Origin of the sequence: Pseudomonas sp. BN515 (genome assembly GCF_029873155.1) — a bacterium.
GTDB lineage: Bacteria > Pseudomonadota > Gammaproteobacteria > Pseudomonadales > Pseudomonadaceae > Metapseudomonas.
Window position 1 is genome coordinate 1 of the sequence record NZ_SSOH01000015.1, and the last position, 18,752, is coordinate 18,752.

Consider the following 18,752-nt stretch of genomic DNA (forward strand, 5'->3'; position numbering starts at 1 on the left):
GACAGGCTGTGCGGGAGCGGGCGCCGGCGCTGCGGGCTGTGCCGGAGCAGCGGCAGCAGGAGTCGCCGGGGCTGGGGCAGCAGGCTGCGCAGGCGCGGGTTGTGCAGGAGCGGGCTGGGTCGGAGCGGTCGCAGCTGCAGTTGCCGGTGCGACAGGTGCGGCCGGCGCGGGTTGTGCCGGGGCCTCTGCCGGCTTGGCCGGAGCAGCGGCAGCAGGAGCAGCAGCCGGAGTTGCCGGAGCCGCAGGAGCCTGCTTGCCCTGACCGGCCATGTCGGCCTGCAGCTTGGCGAGCTGGCTGTCCTTGAGCTGGATCAGACGCTGCAGCTTGTCCATCTGGCTCTGCAGGTCGGTCATCCGGCTCTTCAGTTCGTCATTCTCGCGACGGGTCGAGTCCAGGCTTTCCTGGGTCACGGCCAATTTGTCGCTGAGCGCCTTGCTTTCGCCGTTGGCGCCCTTGTCGCTGCCACTGGACGCCTTGCCGCTGGCGGCGGATACCAGTCGCAGATTGTCCTCGGTCTCAACCTTCTCGGGGGCATCGCCAGCACTGGTGCGCTTGGTGGCGTCGAGCTGGCGCTTGCCCTCCCCTGCCAGGCTGCGGCCTTCACGCCACGCGGTGTTCTGTGCCTGAACCTGGGCGATGGCCTCGGCCTGGGAACGGCTGGCGATCTGCTTTTCATCGGGCAGGCGCAGGACCTGGCCGCTCTTCAGTCGATTGATATTGCCGTCGACGAAGGCATCCGGGTTCAGGTCCTGGATAGCCAGCATCGCCTGGTGCACCGAACCACTGGCACGGGTACGGTCAGCGATCTCCCAGAGGGTGTCGCGAGAAGTAGTGCGGTATTCATCGGTCGGCGCCTTGGGCGCGGCGGCCGGCGCTGCAGCCGGGGCACTCGGACGCGGTGCGGCGGCGGCAGGAGCTGCAGGAGGAGCAGTGCGGACCGGGGCAGGAGCCGGAGCTACCGCGGGACGCGGCGCCGGAGCAGGTGCGGCGACCGGAATCTTCGGCGCTGCGGCGGCTGCGGCCTGAGGCGAATAGAGCGGCGGATCGAGGAGCAGCGTGTACTCACGCAGCAGGCGGCCGTTGGGCCAGAGCACCTCGACCAGGAAATTCAGATAGGGTTCACGGACCGGCTTGCTGGAGGTCACTCGAATGACACTGCGGCCATTGGGCTTGAGGACGGGTGTGAACTTGAGGTCCTGCAGGAAGTACTGACGATCCACGCCAGCCTTGGAGAAATCCTCGGCCGACGCCAGGTTCGGTTTGACCTCGGCCGACGCCAGGTCACGCACTTCTAGCAGTTCGATCTCCGCATCCAGGGGCTGGTTCAAGGACGAGCGCAGAGTGACTTCCCCGAGCCCGAGGGCGTTGGCAACACCCGAAGTCAGCGCGGTTGCAGCCGCGATTGCCAGCACAAGTTTGCGAACCCGAACCATAGAGTGATTCCCTTGTTTTATCTTTTTTCTCGCTGCGCGAGATGAGGGTCTTAAGTCGCTGCCTGCGCGCGCCGGAACGGCGGCTCCCCATCAACGATAAGGCCAAGCCAGTATTGTCAAGCTAGAATATTTCTACAAATTTTCAGGTAAGTATCTTTGACAGATAGTGTTTTATCAACAACTCGGCCGACTGCACGGCATTGAGCGCAGCGCCTTTTCTCGCATTATCGGAAGCAATCCACAAATTGAGTTCACTGGGGTCATCCAACCCACCCCGAACCCTTCCTACATATACCGAATCCTGCCCCACGGCGTCGCCGACAGCGGTCGGATAATCGCCCTCTTCTTCCACGAATTCGACGCCCGGCGCAGTCGCCAGCCGCTCGCGTACTCGCCCAAGGTCCACCGGCTGCTCAGCCACGACGGATACCGCCAGGCTGTCGCCAAAGAAGACAGGAGCCAGGGCGCAAGTGGCGGACACACGAAGGCCTGGCAAGCCAAGCAGTTGCTTGATCTCGCCCGCCAGTCGCCGTTCCAGGGCGATATGCCCCTCGGCATCCGGCTCACCGGCCTGCGCCAGGACATTGAAGGCGATCTGTCGATCGAAGAAGCGCGGCTCCAGTGGGCGCGCGTTGAGCAGCTCCGCGGTCTGGCGGGCCAGTTCGGTGACACCTTCACGGCCACGACTGGAAACCGCGAGGCTGGCCATCACGCTGAGTCGTTGCGGCTTGAGCAGATCGCCGAGCGGCGCCAGTACGCAAGCCAGGGCGACCGCCGAAGCGCTGGGACTGGTCAGCCGGTACGGTGCCGTCAGCGTGCCGAGCGATTGAGGGTTGGCTTCCGGGACCAGACCAGGTGCTTCAGCCGGATCGAGAGCGCCGGACAGGTCAATCAGCGAGCAACCGGCCGCTGTCGCACGTGCAGCGAAACTGCGGGTAACCGCCTCGCCGGCAGCAAAGAAGGCCAGATGGACCTGGGAGAAATCGAAATCGGCCACGTCCCGTACCCGCAGGTTACGGCCCTTGAAGGGAACGGACGCCCCAGCGGATTCGCCGCTGGCAAGCAGATGCAGGTTGCCGACCGGGAATTCCCGCTCTTCTAGGATCTGGACGAGGGTTTCGCCAACGGTGCCGGTGGCGCCGATCACGGCGATGTCGAGGGACTGGCTCATGGGGGGAGGACTTCTGGCGATGCGGGGAGCGGCACTTTAACCGCCACCCCGCACGCAAGCAATCGAGGGTCAGAAGGCGCCGACGAGCCTCATCGGCACCCTGCTTGCCATCAACGCTCCAGCAGGATGCGCAGCATACGGCGCAGCGGCTCAGCGGCACCCCAGAGGAGCTGGTCGCCAACGGTGAAGGCGCCCAGGTACTGCGAGCCCATATTGAGCTTGCGCAGACGGCCAACCGGAACGGTCAGGGTACCGGTCACGGCGGTCGGGGTCAGTTCGCGCATGCTGATTTCGCGCTGGTTGGGCACCAGTTTCACCCAGGGGTTGTGCTGGCTGATCATGCCTTCGATGTCGGCGATCGGCACGTCCTTGTTCAGCTTGATAGTCAGCGCCTGGCTGTGGCAACGCATGGCGCCGATGCGCACGCAGATGCCGTCCACCGGGATCGGGCTCTTGATGCGACCGAGGATCTTGTTGGTCTCGGCCTGGCCCTTCCACTCTTCGCGGCTCTGGCCGTTGGGCAGTTCCTTGTCGATCCACGGGATCAGGCTGCCAGCCAGGGGAACGCCGAAGTTCTCGGTGGGGAAGTCTTCGCCGCGCATGGCTTCAGCCACCTTGCGGTCGATGTCGAGGATGGCACTGGCCGGATTGGCCAGATCATCAGCGACCGCAGCATGGGTCGCACCCATCTGCTTGATCAGTTCGCGCATGTTCTGAGCACCGGCGCCGGAGGCCGCCTGGTAGGTCATGGCGCTCATCCACTCCACCAGACCAGCCTCGAACAGGCCGCCCAGGGCCATCAGCATCAGGCTGACGGTGCAGTTACCACCGATGTAGTTCTTGGTACCAGCGTCCAGTTTCTGATCGATGACCTTGCGGTTTACCGGATCGAGGACGATCACTGCGTCATCCTGCATGCGCAGGCTGGAAGCGGCGTCGATCCAGTAGCCCTGCCAACCGGCTTCGCGCAGCTTGGGGAACACCTCGTTGGTGTAGTCGCCGCCCTGGCAGGTCAGGATCACATCGAGGCTCTTCAGCTCGTCGATGCTGTAGGCATCCTTCAGCGGAGCAATGTCCTTGCCGACCGCTGGGCCCTGGCCACCGACATTGGAAGTGGTGAAGAACACCGGCTCGATCAGGTCGAAATCCCGCTCTTCCAGCATTCGCTGCATGAGAACGGAACCCACCATGCCGCGCCAACCGATCAGACCTACACGCTTCATGACAACTACACCTTTCTTGAAAAGTGGGCCGCCGGTATTCCAGCGGGCCCGACAGATTACAGATTACGCAGTGCCGCGACCACTGCATCGCCCATTTCGCGGGTACCGACCTTGGTCGCACCGGCGGAGTAGATATCGCCGGTCCGCAGCCCCTGATCCAGCACCAGGCTGACGGCCTTCTCGATGGCGTCGGCGGCAGCGGTCTGGTTGAAGCTGTAGCGGAGCATCATCGATACGGAGAGTATGGTCGCCAACGGGTTGGCAATGCCCTGGCCGGCGATGTCCGGCGCAGAACCGTGGCAAGGTTCGTACATACCCTTGTTGTTCGAATCCAGCGATGCAGAAGGCAGCATGCCGATGGAGCCGGTGAGCATGGAAGCCTCATCCGACAGGATGTCGCCGAACATGTTGTCGGTGACCATCACGTCGAACTGCTTGGGCGCACGCACCAGTTGCATGGCGGCGTTGTCGACGTACATGTGGCTGAGTTCGACGTCCGGATAATCCTTGGCCACCTCTTCCACCACTTCGCGCCACAGCTGGCTGGAGGCCAGCACGTTGGCCTTGTCTACCGAGCACAGCTTCTTGTCGCGCACGCGGGCCATGTCGAAACCAACGCGGGCAATGCGGCGGATCTCGCTCTCGCTGTACGGCAGGGTGTCATACGCCTGGCGCTCGCCGTTCTCCAGCACGCGCTGCTCACGGGGCTGGCCGAAGTAGATACCGCCGGTCAGCTCGCGAACGATCAGGATGTTGAGGCCAGCGACCACTTCCGGCTTGAGGCTGGAGGCTTCGGCCAGTTGCGGATAGAGGATGGCCGGGCGCAGGTTGGCGAACAGGCCCAGTTGCGAACGGATCTTCAGCAGGCCGCGCTCCGGACGGATGTCACGCTCGATCTTGTCCCACTTCGGACCACCCACTGCGCCCAGCAGGACAGCATCGGCCTTGCGTGCACGCTCCAGGGTTTCGTCGGCCAGAGGTACGCCGTGTTTATCGATGGCAGCGCCGCCGATGACGTCTTCAGTCAGTTCGAAACCGAGCTGGAACTTGTCGTTGGCCAGCTCCAGCACCTTGACCGCTTCGGCCATGATCTCCGGGCCGATACCGTCGCCGGGGAGAATCAGAATCTGCTTGCTCATGCTTTCCTCTCGTTAGGCGCACTCCGCGCCATGCAATACGATCTAGCGTTCGGCCCAGAGCACCAGGACATCGGTGCTGAAGGAGCCGTCCGCGGCAATTTCGAAATATTCGCGCACCTCATCGCCCACGGATGCCTGCAAGGCCAGGATGGCTTCGCGGAACACCACCGGCGTGCGCATGCGCTCTACCCAGGAGGCGAACTCCAGGCGCAGCCGCTGGCGCGTATGACTGCGTGTCTGCAGGCCGGCCTCGGCAACTTGGCGCAGCCACTCGGCGGGCGAGTAGTTGCGCACATGGCTGGTGTCACGCAGCACTTCGACGGTCTGCAGGTAGGTATCCAGCAACGGACGCCCAGGCGAAGCCACGTCGATGAAAGCAGCCACGCCGCCCGGCTTGAGTACGCGGCGAACTTCGCGCAGGGCCACGCCCAGGTCGCTCCAGTGATGCGCCGAGTAGCGGCTGAAGACGAACTCGAAGCTGGCGTCGGCAAACGGCAGCGCCTCGGCCATCCCCTGCTGGGTGACGACGTTGCGCAAACCGCGCTGGGAAGCGGCACTGGCCACCACGTCGAGCATCTGCGCGGAGAGATCGTAAGCGACGACTTCGCCGACCAGCGGTGCCACCTGGAAGGCCACATGGCCCGCACCGCAACCGAGGTCCAGCACGCGCGCGTCGCCGCGCCCGGCTACTTCGGCTTGCAGCAGGGCGAACTCGGTGCCCTGGGCATGCACGGCGCTATTCAGGTAGGCAGCGGCCTGCTCGCCGAACTGGCGCTGGACCACTTGCTCATGGGCCTTGTCACTCACGTCGCTCTCCTTGATATCAGGCGTCGCGGAACAGCCAGGGGCTTTCCTGGCGGTGCTTGCCTTCGAAGGTCTTGATAGCTTCAGCGTCCTGCAGGGTCAGGCCGATGTCATCCAGGCCGTTGAGCAGGCAGTGCTTGCGGAACGCGTCCACCTCGAAGCTGTACTGCTTGCCATCCGGACGGGTGACGGTCTGCGCGGCGAGGTCGACGGTCAGTTGGTAGCCCTCGGCGGCCTCGCACTGCTGGAAGAGTTCGTCGACTTCCTCGTCCTTCAGGATGATCGGCAGCAGGCCGTTCTTGAAGCTGTTGTTGAAGAAGATGTCGGCATAGCTCGGCGCGATGATGGCGCGGAAGCCGTACTCCTCCAGCGCCCAGGGCGCGTGCTCACGGGAGGAGCCGCAACCGAAGTTCTCGCGGGCGAGCAGCACGCTGGCACCCTGGTAGCGCGGGAAGTTCAGCACGAAATCCTTGTTCACCGGACGCTTGGAGTTGTCCTGGTTCGGCTGCCCCACATCCAGGTAGCGCCATTCGTCGAACAGATTTGGGCCGAAGCCGGTGCGCTTGATCGACTTGAGGAACTGCTTGGGAATGATCTGATCGGTGTCGACGTTGGCGCGATCCAGCGGAGCGACGAGACCGGTGTGTTGGGTAAAGGCTTTCATCTCGACTCTCCTTCCTTACTTGAGCAGCTCGCGAACATCGACAAAACGGCCGGTCACCGCAGCAGCGGCGGCCATGGCCGGGCTGACCAGGTGGGTACGACCACCCGCGCCCTGACGCCCCTCGAAGTTGCGGTTGGAGGTGGAGGCGCAATGCTCGCCACTCTCCAGGCGGTCCGGGTTCATGGCCAGGCACATGGAGCAGCCCGGTTCACGCCATTCGAAGCCCGCTTCGATGAAAATCTTGTCCAGGCCTTCCTTCTCGGCCTGCTGCTTGACCAGGCCGGAGCCCGGCACCACCAGCGCCTGCTTGACGGTGGCGGCGACCTTGCGGCCCTTGGCGACTTCTGCGGCAGCGCGCAGGTCTTCGATGCGCGAGTTGGTGCAGGAACCGATGAATACGCGGTCCAGCTGGATATCGGTAATCGCCTGGTTGGCGGCGAGGCCCATGTACTTCAGGGCGCGCTCGATGGAACCGCGCTTGACCGGATCGGCCTCGGCAGCCGGGTCCGGCACACGCTGGTCGACCGGCAGCACCATCTCCGGCGAAGTGCCCCAGCTCACCTGCGGCTTGATGTCTTCGGCACGCAGCTCGACCACGGTATCGAAGTGCGCGTCGGCATCGGAAACCAGATTGCGCCAGGCAGCCACGGCCTTATCCCAGTCAGCGCCCTTCGGCGCGAAGGGACGGCCTTCGACGTAAGCGATGGTCTTTTCGTCCACCGCCACCAGGCCAACGCGGGCACCGGCTTCGATGGACATGTTGCAGATGGTCATGCGGCCTTCGACGGACAGGTCACGGATGGCGCTGCCGGCGAACTCCAGGGCGTGGCCGTTGCCACCGGCCGTGCCGATCTTGCCGATGACGGCCAGCACGATGTCCTTGGCAGTCACGCCGGCAGGCAGTTGGCCTTCCACGCGAACCTGCATGTTCTTCATCTTCTTCGCCACCAGGCACTGGGTAGCCAGCACGTGCTCGACCTCGGAAGTACCGATGCCGTGGGCCAGCGCACCGAAGGCGCCGTGGGTGGAGGTGTGCGAGTCGCCGCAGACCACAGTCATGCCCGGCAGGGTGGCGCCCTGCTCCGGGCCAACCACGTGGACAATGCCCTGGCGCACGTCGTTCATCTTGAACTCGAGGATGCCGAAGTCATCGCAGTTCTCGTCCAGGGTCTTGACCTGGATACGCGACACTTCATCGGCGATCGCTTCGAGGCCGCCCTGGCGCTCGGCGCGGGTGGTCGGCACGTTGTGGTCCGGGGTGGCGATGTTGGCGTCGATGCGCCAGGGCTTGCGACTAGCCAAGCGCAGCCCTTCGAAGGCCTGCGGCGAGGTCACTTCGTGAAGGATGTGACGGTCGATGTAGATCAGCGACGAACCATCGTCGCGGCGCTTCACCTCGTGAGCATCCCAGAGCTTGTCGTAGAGCGTCTTGCCGGCCATCGTCAGGTCCTCGTCAGCTTGTTTCTGTGCGCAGGGGTCAAAAGCCCCTTTTGCTTGTGGGGTCGATCCTAGGGGCTTGCATCGAATAACTCAAATTCATATTTTTTATTTAAAGCATTCCATCGAGGAATGCAGAATCGACCGGCCCTCTTCAGCCACGGAGCCCAGTTATGGATCTGGCCAGCCTCAACGCCTTCATCGCCATTGCCGAGACCGGCAGCTTCTCCGAAGCCGGGGAACGCCTGCACCTGACCCAGCCTGCCGTGAGCAAGCGCATCGCCTCGCTGGAGCAGCAGCTCAGTGTGCGCCTGTTCGACCGCCTGGGTCGCGAAGTCAGCCTGACCGAGGCCGGGCGCGCCCTGCTCCCCCGCGCCTATCAGATCCTCAACGTGCTGGACGACACCCGCCGCGCCCTGAGCAACCTGTCCGGCGACATCAGCGGCCGTCTGACGCTGGCCACCAGCCACCACATCGGCCTGCATCGCCTGCCGCCCCTGCTGCGCGCCTTCACCCGCGCCTACCCCCAGGTCGCGCTGGACATCCAGTTCCTCGACTCGGAAGTAGCCTACGAGGAAATTCTCCACGGCCGCGTGGAGCTGGCCGTGATCACCCTGGCGCCAGAAACGGCATTGCCGGTGCAAGCGGTGCCGGTGTGGAACGACCCGTTGGATTTCGTCGCCGCGCCGGAACACCCGCTGGCCCGCGACAAGACCATCTTCCTTCCCGACGTGGCGCGGCATCCGGCGGTATTCCCGGGCGGCAATACCTTCACCCACCACATCGTCCGCCGCATGTTCGAGGCTGAAGGCCTGATGCCGAACATCGCCATGAGCACCAACTACATGGAGACCATCAAGATGATGGTTTCCATCGGCATCGCCTGGAGCGTGCTGCCGCGCACCATGCTCGACGACTCAGTGGTGCGCCTGCCGCTGCAGGACATCCAGCTGTCGCGCCAGCTCGGCTACATCCTGCACACCGAGCGCACCCTGTCCAACGCCGCCAAGGCCTTCATGGCGCTGCTGGACGCCCAGCGCGACAACCTTGCGTATCTGTAAGGGCAAAGGATAAGTTGAGCCGCATCACATAAGAAAAGGGCCGGGAAGGCAGCTGCAACCTTCCGCCATTCACCGGCCCGAATATCTGCCCTATCGACGGAAAGGGGCGCGCATGCGCAAAGCCAGTGACCCGAACCCTCCGCTTCCCCATATTCCTGCCCTCGACCCCGTCGCCTTCGAGCAATCCTGGCAAGACGCCGCGAGCCTGCTGGCGGCGCTGAACGGCGCCCGGTTGGGGGCCTGGTCCTGGGACATCGATTCCGGCCAGGTCAACTGGTCCCGCGGCGCCCAGGCCCTGTTCGGCCTGGACCCTCACCGTCCGCTGCGGCACCCAGTGAACTACATCCAGCTGATCCCCGAGGACGATCGCGTCGAAGTACTGCGCCTGTTCCGCGAAGTGCTCGACGGCCGTCAATCCGAACGCGCCATGCGGCACCGCATCCGCTGGCCCGATGGCACGCTGCATTGGCTGGAGATCAGCGGCAGCCTGCAGCCCGCGACTGACGGCCGACGTCGCATGATCGGCGTGATCCGCGACGTCACCCAGCAACAGCAGCGCGCCCAGGACCTGGCCAACTCGCGGCAGCGTTACTCCAGCCTGTTCCATCTGAGCCCGGACGTCGTGCTGCTGGTCCGCCTCACCGACAGCCTGATAGTCGAGGCCAACCAGCACTTCGAGCACGTTCTGGGCTGGCCGGTGTCCGAAACCATCGGCCGCACCACCCTGGAGCTGGGCATCTGGGTAGACCTCGAACAGCGCGAGTGGCTGCTGCGCAATGCCCGCAACAGCGGCGCGCCGATCTCCCAGGAAGTGAAACTGCGCACGCGCAGTGGAGGCATTCTGGACGGCGTGCTCTCCAGCCAGTACATCGAACTGGAAGATCAGCCGTTCGCGATCAGTACCTTCCTCGACACCACCGAACGCAAGCGCGCCGAGAACGCCCTGCGCAGCAGCGAGGAGAAATTCGCCAAGGCTTTCCGCAGCACACCCGACGCGGTGGTGATCACCGACCGCGCCAGTGGTTGCTTCATGGAAGTGAACGCCGGCTTCGAGCGCCAATTCGGCTGGAGCCAGGATGAAACCATCGGCCACAGCTCCCTGGAACTGGGCATCTGGGAGGATCCGGCGCAGCGCCAGCGGATGCTCGACACCCTGCAGCGCCAAGGCCACCTCCACGAACTGGAAGTGAGCCTGCGCCACCGCGACGGCAGCCGTGCCACTTGCCTGCTCTACGGCGAGGAGATCGAGCTGGATGGCCGCACCTGCCTGGTGCTGACGGCCCGCGACGTCACGCGCCAACGCGCCCAGGAGCAGGCCCTGAAGGACAGCCAGGAGCGCCTCAACCTGGCGCTTGAGTCCGCAGACCTCGGCACCTGGGACTGGCACATCGCGACCGGCATTCTCTACGGTTCCGCGCGCGCTTCGGCCCTCCACGGACTGGCCAGGGAGCCGTTCGAGGGCGAATTCCGCGAGTTCTTCGTCTGCGTGCCGGAAGAGGACCGCCAGACCATGCGCCGCGCCTACCAGGAATTGCTGGAAGGACGGAGCAACGACTACCAGGTGACCTATCGCACGCGCTTCAGCAACGGCGAAGTGCACTACCTGGAAAGCACCGCCAAGCTCTACCGGGACGACCTCGGTCACCCCGTTCGCATGACCGGCATCCTCATGGACATCAGCGAACGGGTTCGCCGCGAACAGCGCCTGGCAGCCTCGGAAGAGAAATTCGTCACCCTGTTCCAGGCCAGCCCCGACCCAATCTGCGTTTCGCGCATCCGAGACGGCGTGTTCATCGAAATCAACCCGAGTTTCAGCGAAGTGTTCGGCTGGCGACCCGATGAGATCGTTGGTAGAAGCGCCCCGCAGCTCCAGTTCTGGGCCGAGCCCGAGCAGCGCTCACGGCTGTTCAGCGAACTGCTGCGCGACCAGGGGTTGGACAACGTCGAAGCACGCTTCCACACCCGCGACGGCCGCCTGCTGACCTGTGTGGTGTCCAGCCGTTTCATCCGCGTCGAACGCCAACTCTGCATCACCACCACCTTCCGTGACATCACTGCGCGCCAGCAGGCCGAGGCGGCGCTCAAGGCCAGCCAGGAGAAGTTCGCCAAGGCGTTCCACTCCAGCCCCGACGCCATCACCATCACCGAGCGCGACACCGGTCGCTACATCGAGATCAACGAAGGTTTCAGCCGTCTGACCGGATACCGCGCCGACGAAGTGCTGGGGCGCACGGCGCGCGAGATGAACATCTGGGCCAAGCCCGACGAGCGTGATCACCTGCTCGAACAGCTCAGGCGCAATGGCCGCGTGCACCACCTGGAAATGCTCGGTCAGCATCGCGACGGCAGCCAGAAGGTGGTGGAAGTCTCGGTGGAGCAGATCGACCTGGACGGCACGGCTTGCCTGCTCCTCACCGCGCGGGACATCAGCGCGCTCAAGGACGCCCAGGCACAGATCCAGCACCTGGCCTACCACGATCCGCTGACCAACCTGCCCAACCGCGCCCTGCTGACAGACCGCCTGACCCAGCAGATCGCTCTGCTGCAGCGCCACAAGATGCGCGGTGCCCTACTCTTCCTCGACCTCGACCACTTCAAGCACATCAACGACTCGCTCGGCCACCCGCTTGGCGATGCCGTGCTGATGATGGTCACCGCACGCCTTGAGGCCAGCGTGCGGCTGGAAGACACGGTTGCGCGACTGGGCGGCGACGAATTCGTGGTGCTGCTCACCGGGCTCGAAGGCAAGCGCTCCGAAGTCACCCGGCAGGTTCGGGAAATCGCCGACAAGCTGCGCAAGCTACTGGCCGAACCCATGCTGCTGGACGGGCATCGGCTTCAGGTCACCCCCAGCATCGGTATCGCCCTGATCCCGGATCACGGCGCGAGCCCGGCCGACCTGCTCAAGCGCGCCGACATCGCCCTGTACCGCGCCAAGGATTCGGGGCGTAACGCCATCCAGATTTTCCGCAGCACCATGCAGGAGGCCGCCAGTGAACGCCTGCGGCTGGAGAACGACCTGCGCCTGGCACTGGCCCGCGGCGAGTTCGAGCTGCACTTCCAGCCCCAGGTGGATGCTCGCAACAACCGCATAGTCGGCGCCGAGGCCCTGCTCCGCTGGCAGCATCCGACCCTGGGGCCACAGTCCCCCGGCCATTTCATCCAGGTGCTGGAAGAGAGCGGCCTGATCCTCGACGTCGGAGCCTGGGTGCTGGACGAGGCGTGCAACGCCTGCGAACAGCTGCTCGCCGAGGGCCTGGTCAACGCCAGTGATTTCGGCCTCTGTGTGAACATCAGCCCCCGGCAGTTCCGCCAGAGCGACTTCGTCGAGCGTGTGGAACGCGCCCTGCATCGGAGCCAACTCCCCGCCCAGTTGCTGAAACTGGAGGTCACTGAAGGCATCGTCATCCAGAACATCGAGGACACCATCGGCAAAATGCGCCGCCTGAAGAAACTGGGCGCCAGCTTCGCCATGGACGACTTCGGCACCGGCTACTCCTCCCTGACCTACCTCAAGCGCCTGCCGGTGGATGCGCTGAAGATCGACCAGTCCTTCGTCCGCGACGCCACCCAGGACCCCAACGATGCGGAGATCATTCGGGCCATCGTCGCCATGGCCCGCAGCCTGGGCCTGGAAATGATCGCCGAGGGTGTCGAGCGCAAGGACCAGTTGGACTTCCTCGAACAGCAGGGTTGCCACCTGTACCAGGGCTACCTGTACAGCAAGCCGGTACCGCTGGCCGAGTTCCGCGCCCTGCTTGCCCACAGCCAGCAACGGCCAGCACCCGCCTGAAGCCGGCACAAAAAAGGGGGCTGTGTCCGCATCAAGTGTTGCAAGTGGCTGGATTGCCCCGTAGGAGCTGGCTTGCCAGCGAATGGCGCCGTTTCGCTAGCAAGCTAGCTCCTACAAGGCCCCTGGACCAATGGCCGATCTCTGGCAACAGCTAACGCAGACATAGCCCAAAAGGGCGCCCGTAGGCGCCCTCTTCATTTTCCGGTGAAGCCCGGAGATCAGTTTTCCAGCACTGCGCGCTGGCCGTTGATCGGGATACGCTTGGCCTTGGCCTCTTCCGGCACCACACGCACCAGGTCGATATTCAGCAGGCCGTTCTGCAGGCCGGCGGCCTTGACCTCGATGTGGTCGGCCAGGCGGAAGGACAGCTTGAAGGCGCGCTGGGCGATGCCGTGGTGAAGGTAGGTGACGGACTCGTCGCTCTTCTCACGCTTGCCGCCGCTGACGGCCAGCACGCCACGCTCTACCTGGAGGTCCAGGTCTTCTTCCTGGAAGCCGGCTACGGCAATGACGATGCGGTACTGGTCGTCACCGTGCTTCTCGACGTTGTAGGGCGGATAGGTGCTGCCACCTTCATTGCGCAGGGCGGATTCGAACAGGTCATTGAAGCGGTCGAAGCCCACGGAATGGCGGAACAGAGGGGCGAGGGAAAATGCAGTGCTCATGTAGATCTCCTGAATAATCAGCAAGTATTTCGAGTGCGGGACCCGACTTCGGCATCCCGCAGTAACCTAGATATGGACGCTCGAAAACATTTCAAGACCCCGAGGAAAAACTCATGAAAGTCATGCTGATCACCGGTGCCAGCCGGGGCATCGGCGCCGCCACGGCGCCGCCACGGCGCGCCTCGCCGCGCAACGCGGCTACGCCCTGGGAATCAACTATCGGCAGCAGCGGGACGCGGCCGAAGCACTGGTGCGGGAAATCGAGGCTGCTGGTGGCCGCGCCCTGGCCCTCTGTGCGGACGTCGGCGACGAAGCCCAGGTACTGGCGATGTTCGAACAGTTGGACCAGGCATTCGGGCGGCTGGACGTTCTGGTCAACAACGCCGGCATGCTGGAACGCCAGATGCGCCTGGAAGACATGGACGTCGCCCGATTCGAACGGGTACTGCGCGCCAACGTGACGGGCAGCTTCCTCTGCGCGCGGGAAGCCATCAAGCGCATGTCCACCCGTCATGGCGGACAGGGCGGCGCCATCGTCAACCTGTCCTCCATCGCCGCGCGCATCGGCGCGCCGAACGAGTACATCGACTACGCGGCAGCCAAGGGCGCTGTCGACAGCATGACCCTGGGCCTGGCCAAGGAGCTGGCGACGGAAGGGATTCGGGTCAATGCAGTGCGCCCAGGTGTAATCCGCACCGAGATCCACGCCAGTGGCGGTGAGCCGGATCGAGTCCAGCGGGTGAGCCAGTCGGTGCCCATGGGGCGTGGCGGCGAAGCTGAGGAAGTGGCCAGCGCGATCCTCTGGCTGGCCAGCGAGGAAGCGTCCTACACCAGCGGGGCGTTCCTGGATGTAGCGGGCGGGCGCTAGTGCCCTGCCCTCACGGAGATTTCAGACCGCCTCGGCCCATTCCCGGCCCAGGTCCGGCACGCTGAGCAGCGAATCGATCCGCGTGCAGTCGTTTTCACGGCGCACCTCGGCGAACAGCGCGACCGCCTCGGGGTAACTGCGGGTGAGCATGCCGAGCCACTGCTTCAGACGCCCCGGCGCATAACGCGGCGCCAGCTTATTGCGGGCCTGGCGCCAGAAGTCCTGGAGCAGGGGCTGGAGTTCGGCCCAGGTCATTTCCTGCACCGGCTCGCCAGCGCGCGCGGCGGCGATCTGCCGGGCGAGGTCGGGACGGGATACCAGGCCCCGGCCAAGCATGATGTCTTCCACGCCACTCACTTCGCGGCAACGGCGCCAGTCATCCAGGGTCCAGACTTCGCCGTTGGCGAACACCGGCACCTTGACCGCTTCCTGCACCCGCGCCACCCACTCCCAGTGTGCCGGCGGCTTGTAGCCTTCGACCTTGGTCCGCGCATGCACCACGATCTGCTGGGCGCCCGCGTCAGCCAACGCCCGCGCGCAATCCAGTGCGCCGTCCGGGCTTTCGAAGCCGAGGCGCATCTTCGCGGTCACCGGAATGTCCGCTGGTACGGCGCGGCGCACCTCGCGAACGATCGCGTGCAGGAGCTCGGGCTCCTTGAGCAGCACGGCACCACCACGGGACTTGTTCACCGTTTTGGCCGGGCAGCCGAAATTGAGGTCGATCACCGGGGCACCGAGTTCGCAGGCAAACGCAGCGTTGTCGCCCAGACAGACCGGATCGGAACCCAGCAATTGCACGCGCATGGGCGTGCCGGCACGGGTGCGGGCACCATGGGCCAATTCAGGGGCCAGCTTCTCGAAGGTGCTGGCCGCCAACAGGCGATCGCAGACCCGGATAAATTCGGTCACACACCAGTCGATGCCGCCGACACGGGTCAGCACATCGCGAAGGATCTCGTCGACCAGCCCCTCCATGGGGGCCAGGGCGATTTGCATGGAGGAAAGGCTCACAGGAAAAAGGCGCGTAGTTTACGCAGCATGACGGACGGCGAATATCCCGCGGAGCATACGACGGGACTGATGGTCGAAATTTCACCGATTCAGTGCAGGAGAACTGCCCGGATGAATTCACTCGTACCCGTCCTCGCCGCACTCATGCTGGCCACCACGGCGGTATTCGCTGCCAGCGAGGCGATACTGGCGCCACCGCCGCAACCGGTGCCAGAGGCCTTCGGCGAGTTGCTGATCAGCCGAGACGAGAACGCCCCGAACGCCTGCGATATCGAACTTTACGTACAGAACGAACTGGTGGCGCGGGTCGCCCCGGGCCAGTCCGTGAGCATTCCGGTCCCGGCTGGCGAAGTGAGCCTGCGGGTTGCGCAACACGGCTCCGGCTATTGCGCGGGTCGGTTCGCCGGCAACCCTCAGTCAGCCATCATCGAGCCCGGCGAAGTCCGCCACCTGCGCATCGTGCAGGACGAGCACGAGGTATTCCTCGCGCCCGCGGCAGACTGACGCTCAAAGCTCCAGGGGAAATGGCGGCTGCAGCGCGCTGCCGTAACCTTCGACGAACTCGGTCGGCATGCGCTTGGGCCGGCCGGAGGACAGTTCGATGCAGACGAAGGTAGTCCTGGCTCGCAACAGAGTGGTGCCATCCTCCGGCCTGACCAACTGGAAGCGCCGATCCATCTTCAGCTTCTGATCCGACTCGACGATCCAGGTGCCCATTTGCAGCTCCTGGTCCTCGTACGCGGCGGCAAGGTAATCGATCTCATGCCGAAGCACTGCCATTGCGCGATCCAGGCGGCGATATTCGGCGAGGTCCAGCCCCAGGCTCTGGGAATGCCGCCAGGCACAGCGCTCCAACCAGCTGACATAGACCGCGTTATTGGCGTGGCCGAGGCCATCGATGTCGTCGGCACCGACCTTGATGTCAATGACGAACGGATTGGACATGTCCCAGGTCATGAATGGTGCTCCAGGCTGCTGGCCAGTTCGCGGGCTTCACTGGCGAGTTGGGTAATCTGGTCCCAGGCGCGGGCGCGGATCAGGCTCGTCGGCGCGATCCAGGTACCACCCACGCAAGCCACGTTGGGCACGCGCAGGAAGCTCAGCAGGTTATCCGGCGTCACCCCGCCGGTGGGGCAGAAGCGGATACCGGTAAACGGGCCTTTTAGGGTTTTCAGCATCTTCACGCTGCCATTGCCATTGGCCGGAAACAGCTTCAGGGAACGGTAGCCGTACTCCAGCGCGAGCAGCACTTCCGACGGCGTCATCACGCCGGGCAGGTACGGCAAGCCGGAGTCCTCGGCGGCCGCGGCGAGGCGCTCGGTGCAACCGGGGCTGACGGCGAAATGCGCCCCGGCGTCCCGCGCCTCGAGGAATTGTTCGGTGTGGATCAGGGTGCCGGCCCCCACCAGCAGGTCCGGGAACTCCTTGCGGATCGCCGATAGCGCGTCGAGCGCGCGCGGCGTGCGCAGGGTCACCTCCAGCACTTCGATGCCGCCAGCGCTGAGCGCCCCGGCAAGATCCAATGCCAGCCCGATATCTTCGATCACCAGCACGGGCAGAACCGGTCGCGCCCGCTGCAGCACCACATCCATCGTCAGGCTCATGTCAGTTCTCCACGTTGCAAAGTTCCCGGCCCCGCACCGAAGGCGACAGCGCCGGGCCGATGAACCTTGGAAGTAGAGCACTGACGACAGGTCACCCGCCAGCCCCGCCGAGGCTCAACGCAGGGCTTGTACAGCGCTGAACGGCTCGCGAACCTGCGCCAGCAACCCGAGCACAGCCCTGATCAACCGGGAATCAGACAGCAGGCGCTGATGACCACCCTGCTCCAGGCGCAGCAACTGGCTGTCGAACCATGCGTCGTGAATGACCTGTGCATCACCGGCGGGCACTATCGGGTCGTCGTCGGCGTGCACCACCAGGCCAGGGATATCCAGTTGGTAGCGCTGCACGTCGAGATTCGCTGCGGGAATCCCCGCGTGGGTTTCCACCTGGCTGACAAAATGTGCCCGCGCCCTGGGCGGCAGCCCCATGTAATGGGCGAAGCTGCGCAGTGGCCCGAGGATACGACTGGGCGCCGAAATACTCACCAATGCACGCGCCTGCAGACCCATCTGGCTGGCCAGCAAGGCGCTGGCGCCCCCCATGGAGTGACCGATCACTGCATGCAAGGGCGGCAGTTCGCCTGCTGCCTCCAGCAAGGCCCGGGCGAAGAGCACAACATTGGATTCACGCCCCGGCGAGCGACCGTGGGCCGGAGCATCCAGCGCCACTACGCCGTAACCGGCATCCACCAGGGCCTGGATCAGGCTGGCGAACTGGGTTGGGCGCCCTTCCCAGCCATGCATCAGCAGCACGGTCGGGCCACTGCCCCAGCGCAGCGCGGAAAGACCGAAGCGTAGGGTGATGCGTTCGGAACTGCTGAGCAGCGGCATTTCCCAATCCCGCGGAGGCAGATTGCGGGGCGTCATGAACTGACGACGCATGCGGCGGGCGACAGCCTGCGGGGCCAGGCGACCGAGGGTGGCGTTGACGCCGCGGATGAGGCTCAGGCTATTCATGTTCAGGCTCCTCAAATGACCGCTGACTTGGCGGCGCGCAGTACTCGGTCGGACAGGTCGCCCTCGCCCAGGGCACGAGCCAGGGCCAGGCCACCCACCATCAGGGCGATATCGGCGAGGGCCATGTCGGCCTCTTCCGGGCTGTCGCACATTGCAGCACTGAGTACTTCCAGATGCTCAACCAGCACCGCCCGGTAAGCCTCAGGAAGCTGCGGTAGCGCGCCCAGGGAACTGGGCAGCGGACAACCGGAGCGCGTGGCGTCTCGGTGCTTGCGCGACAGATAGAAACCGACTGCCAGAGCACGGCGCTCCGGCGCGGGCAGACTCGAATCGATCAATGCCATGAGGTCCCGGCGCTTGCGCAGCAATTGCTCGAACACCTCCAGCATCAGCGCGTCCTTGCTGGCGAAATGGGCGTAGAACCCTCCTACCGTGAGGCCGGCGGCGCCCATCACATCGGCCACGCCCGGCTCCTGCGGGCCGTGCTGCAACATGGCTGAAGCTGCGGCCTGCAGGATGCGCTCGCGGGTCTGGGCTTTCTTCTCGCTCATGACGGCCTCCTCATTTGAATTACAGTCATAATATTATTTGTGTAATACAAATTGGCAAGTCGCTTGCCAGACCATTCGTCGGAGCTGGAAATTTTCGGGCGGAAAAACAAAAGGGCCATCCCAAGTTGGAATGACCCTTGAAAAGCCCGCAGAGCGGGAAATTGAAAGTGGCGTCCCCTAGGGGACTCGAACCCCTGTTACCGCCGTGAAAGGGCGGTGTCCTAGGCCACTAGACGAAGGGGACAAAACCTTCTGACAACAGGGCCAGCTCTCAAGCTGGCCCTTGTGATGCGTGGCGCATCGTGTTTGGTGGAGCTAGACGGGATCGAACCGTCGACCTCTTGCATGCCATGCAAGCGCTCTCCCAGCT

The 18,752-nt window shown here is 64.5% G+C and carries 16 protein-coding genes, 1 tRNA gene and 1 pseudogene; 4 read left to right on the forward strand and 14 right to left on the reverse strand.

What is annotated here, in order from left to right:
• The 7 genes from E8E91_RS03625 to leuC all read right to left on the reverse strand — a co-directional run.
• The coding region (locus tag E8E91_RS03625) for a FimV/HubP family polar landmark protein (protein ID WP_280374652.1) at positions 1–1,434 on the reverse strand (1,434 nt) is incomplete at its 3' end.
• A gap of 142 nt (positions 1,435–1,576) precedes the next feature.
• Positions 1,577–2,605, reverse strand: coding sequence for an aspartate-semialdehyde dehydrogenase (locus E8E91_RS03630; RefSeq protein WP_280374653.1), 1,029 nt, complete (start codon positions 2,603–2,605; stop codon positions 1,577–1,579).
• Between the two features lie 110 nt (positions 2,606–2,715).
• Entirely contained in the window at positions 2,716–3,828 is a 1,113-nt protein-coding gene (gene asd / locus E8E91_RS03635) for an aspartate-semialdehyde dehydrogenase (protein WP_280363218.1), read from the reverse strand.
• Positions 3,829–3,884: 56 nt separating this feature from the next.
• Entirely contained in the window at positions 3,885–4,967 is a 1,083-nt protein-coding gene (gene leuB, locus E8E91_RS03640; protein ID WP_280363221.1) for a 3-isopropylmalate dehydrogenase, read from the reverse strand.
• Positions 4,968–5,009: 42 nt separating this feature from the next.
• The gene (locus E8E91_RS03645) at positions 5,010–5,774 is read right to left on the reverse strand and encodes a methyltransferase domain-containing protein (RefSeq protein WP_280374654.1); all 765 of its coding nucleotides are present in this window, start codon (positions 5,772–5,774) and stop codon (positions 5,010–5,012) included.
• Positions 5,775–5,790: 16 nt separating this feature from the next.
• On the reverse strand, positions 5,791–6,435 hold the full coding sequence (gene leuD, locus E8E91_RS03650) for a 3-isopropylmalate dehydratase small subunit (protein ID WP_280363225.1): 645 nt from the start codon (positions 6,433–6,435) through the stop codon (positions 5,791–5,793).
• Positions 6,436–6,450: 15 nt separating this feature from the next.
• Positions 6,451–7,875, reverse strand: a complete 1,425-nt coding sequence (gene leuC, locus E8E91_RS03655) for a 3-isopropylmalate dehydratase large subunit (protein WP_280374655.1) — start codon at positions 7,873–7,875, stop codon at positions 6,451–6,453.
• A gap of 170 nt (positions 7,876–8,045) precedes the next feature.
• Between leuC and E8E91_RS03660 the strand changes: the two genes are divergently transcribed.
• Positions 8,046–8,933, forward strand: a complete 888-nt coding sequence (locus E8E91_RS03660; RefSeq protein ID WP_028631318.1) for a LysR family transcriptional regulator — start codon at positions 8,046–8,048, stop codon at positions 8,931–8,933.
• Positions 8,934–9,045: 112 nt separating this feature from the next.
• A complete protein-coding gene (locus E8E91_RS03665; protein ID WP_280374656.1) occupies positions 9,046–12,726 on the forward strand; it encodes a PAS domain S-box protein in 3,681 nt (1,226 codons plus the stop codon).
• A gap of 218 nt (positions 12,727–12,944) precedes the next feature.
• Here the strand turns inward: E8E91_RS03665 and E8E91_RS03670 are convergent, their stop codons facing one another.
• On the reverse strand, positions 12,945–13,391 hold the full coding sequence (locus E8E91_RS03670) for an Hsp20 family protein (RefSeq protein ID WP_226283917.1): 447 nt from the start codon (positions 13,389–13,391) through the stop codon (positions 12,945–12,947).
• Positions 13,392–13,513: 122 nt separating this feature from the next.
• Between E8E91_RS03670 and E8E91_RS03675 the strand changes: the two are divergent.
• A pseudogene (locus tag E8E91_RS03675) lies at positions 13,514–14,259 on the forward strand (SDR family oxidoreductase).
• A gap of 21 nt (positions 14,260–14,280) precedes the next feature.
• On the opposite strand, the gene E8E91_RS03680 reads toward E8E91_RS03675, so the two are convergent.
• On the reverse strand, positions 14,281–15,255 hold the full coding sequence (locus tag E8E91_RS03680) for a tRNA-dihydrouridine synthase (protein WP_280374657.1): 975 nt from the start codon (positions 15,253–15,255) through the stop codon (positions 14,281–14,283).
• 126 nt (positions 15,256–15,381) lie between these two features.
• Between E8E91_RS03680 and E8E91_RS03685 the strand changes: the two genes are divergently transcribed.
• Positions 15,382–15,774, forward strand: coding sequence for a hypothetical protein (locus E8E91_RS03685; protein WP_280374658.1), 393 nt, complete (start codon positions 15,382–15,384; stop codon positions 15,772–15,774).
• Positions 15,775–15,777: 3 nt separating this feature from the next.
• On the opposite strand, the gene E8E91_RS03690 is transcribed toward E8E91_RS03685, so the two are convergent.
• From E8E91_RS03690 to E8E91_RS03710, 5 genes are all read right to left on the reverse strand, one after another.
• Entirely contained in the window at positions 15,778–16,227 is a 450-nt protein-coding gene (locus E8E91_RS03690) for a thioesterase family protein (RefSeq protein ID WP_280363235.1), read from the reverse strand.
• On the reverse strand, positions 16,224–16,874 hold the full coding sequence (locus E8E91_RS03695; protein WP_280374659.1) for a bifunctional 4-hydroxy-2-oxoglutarate aldolase/2-dehydro-3-deoxy-phosphogluconate aldolase: 651 nt from the start codon (positions 16,872–16,874) through the stop codon (positions 16,224–16,226). Before E8E91_RS03695 ends, E8E91_RS03690 begins: the two co-directional genes overlap by 4 nt.
• 114 nt (positions 16,875–16,988) lie before the next feature.
• Positions 16,989–17,831: an alpha/beta fold hydrolase gene (locus E8E91_RS03700; protein WP_280374660.1), complete on the reverse strand. Its 843-nt coding sequence runs from the start codon at positions 17,829–17,831 to the stop codon at positions 16,989–16,991.
• A gap of 11 nt (positions 17,832–17,842) precedes the next feature.
• Positions 17,843–18,382: a TetR/AcrR family transcriptional regulator gene (locus E8E91_RS03705; protein ID WP_280374661.1), complete on the reverse strand. Its 540-nt coding sequence runs from the start codon at positions 18,380–18,382 to the stop codon at positions 17,843–17,845.
• 168 nt (positions 18,383–18,550) lie between these two features.
• Positions 18,551–18,626 (reverse strand) — tRNA-Glu (locus E8E91_RS03710).
• Between the last annotated feature and the right edge of the window lie 126 nt (positions 18,627–18,752).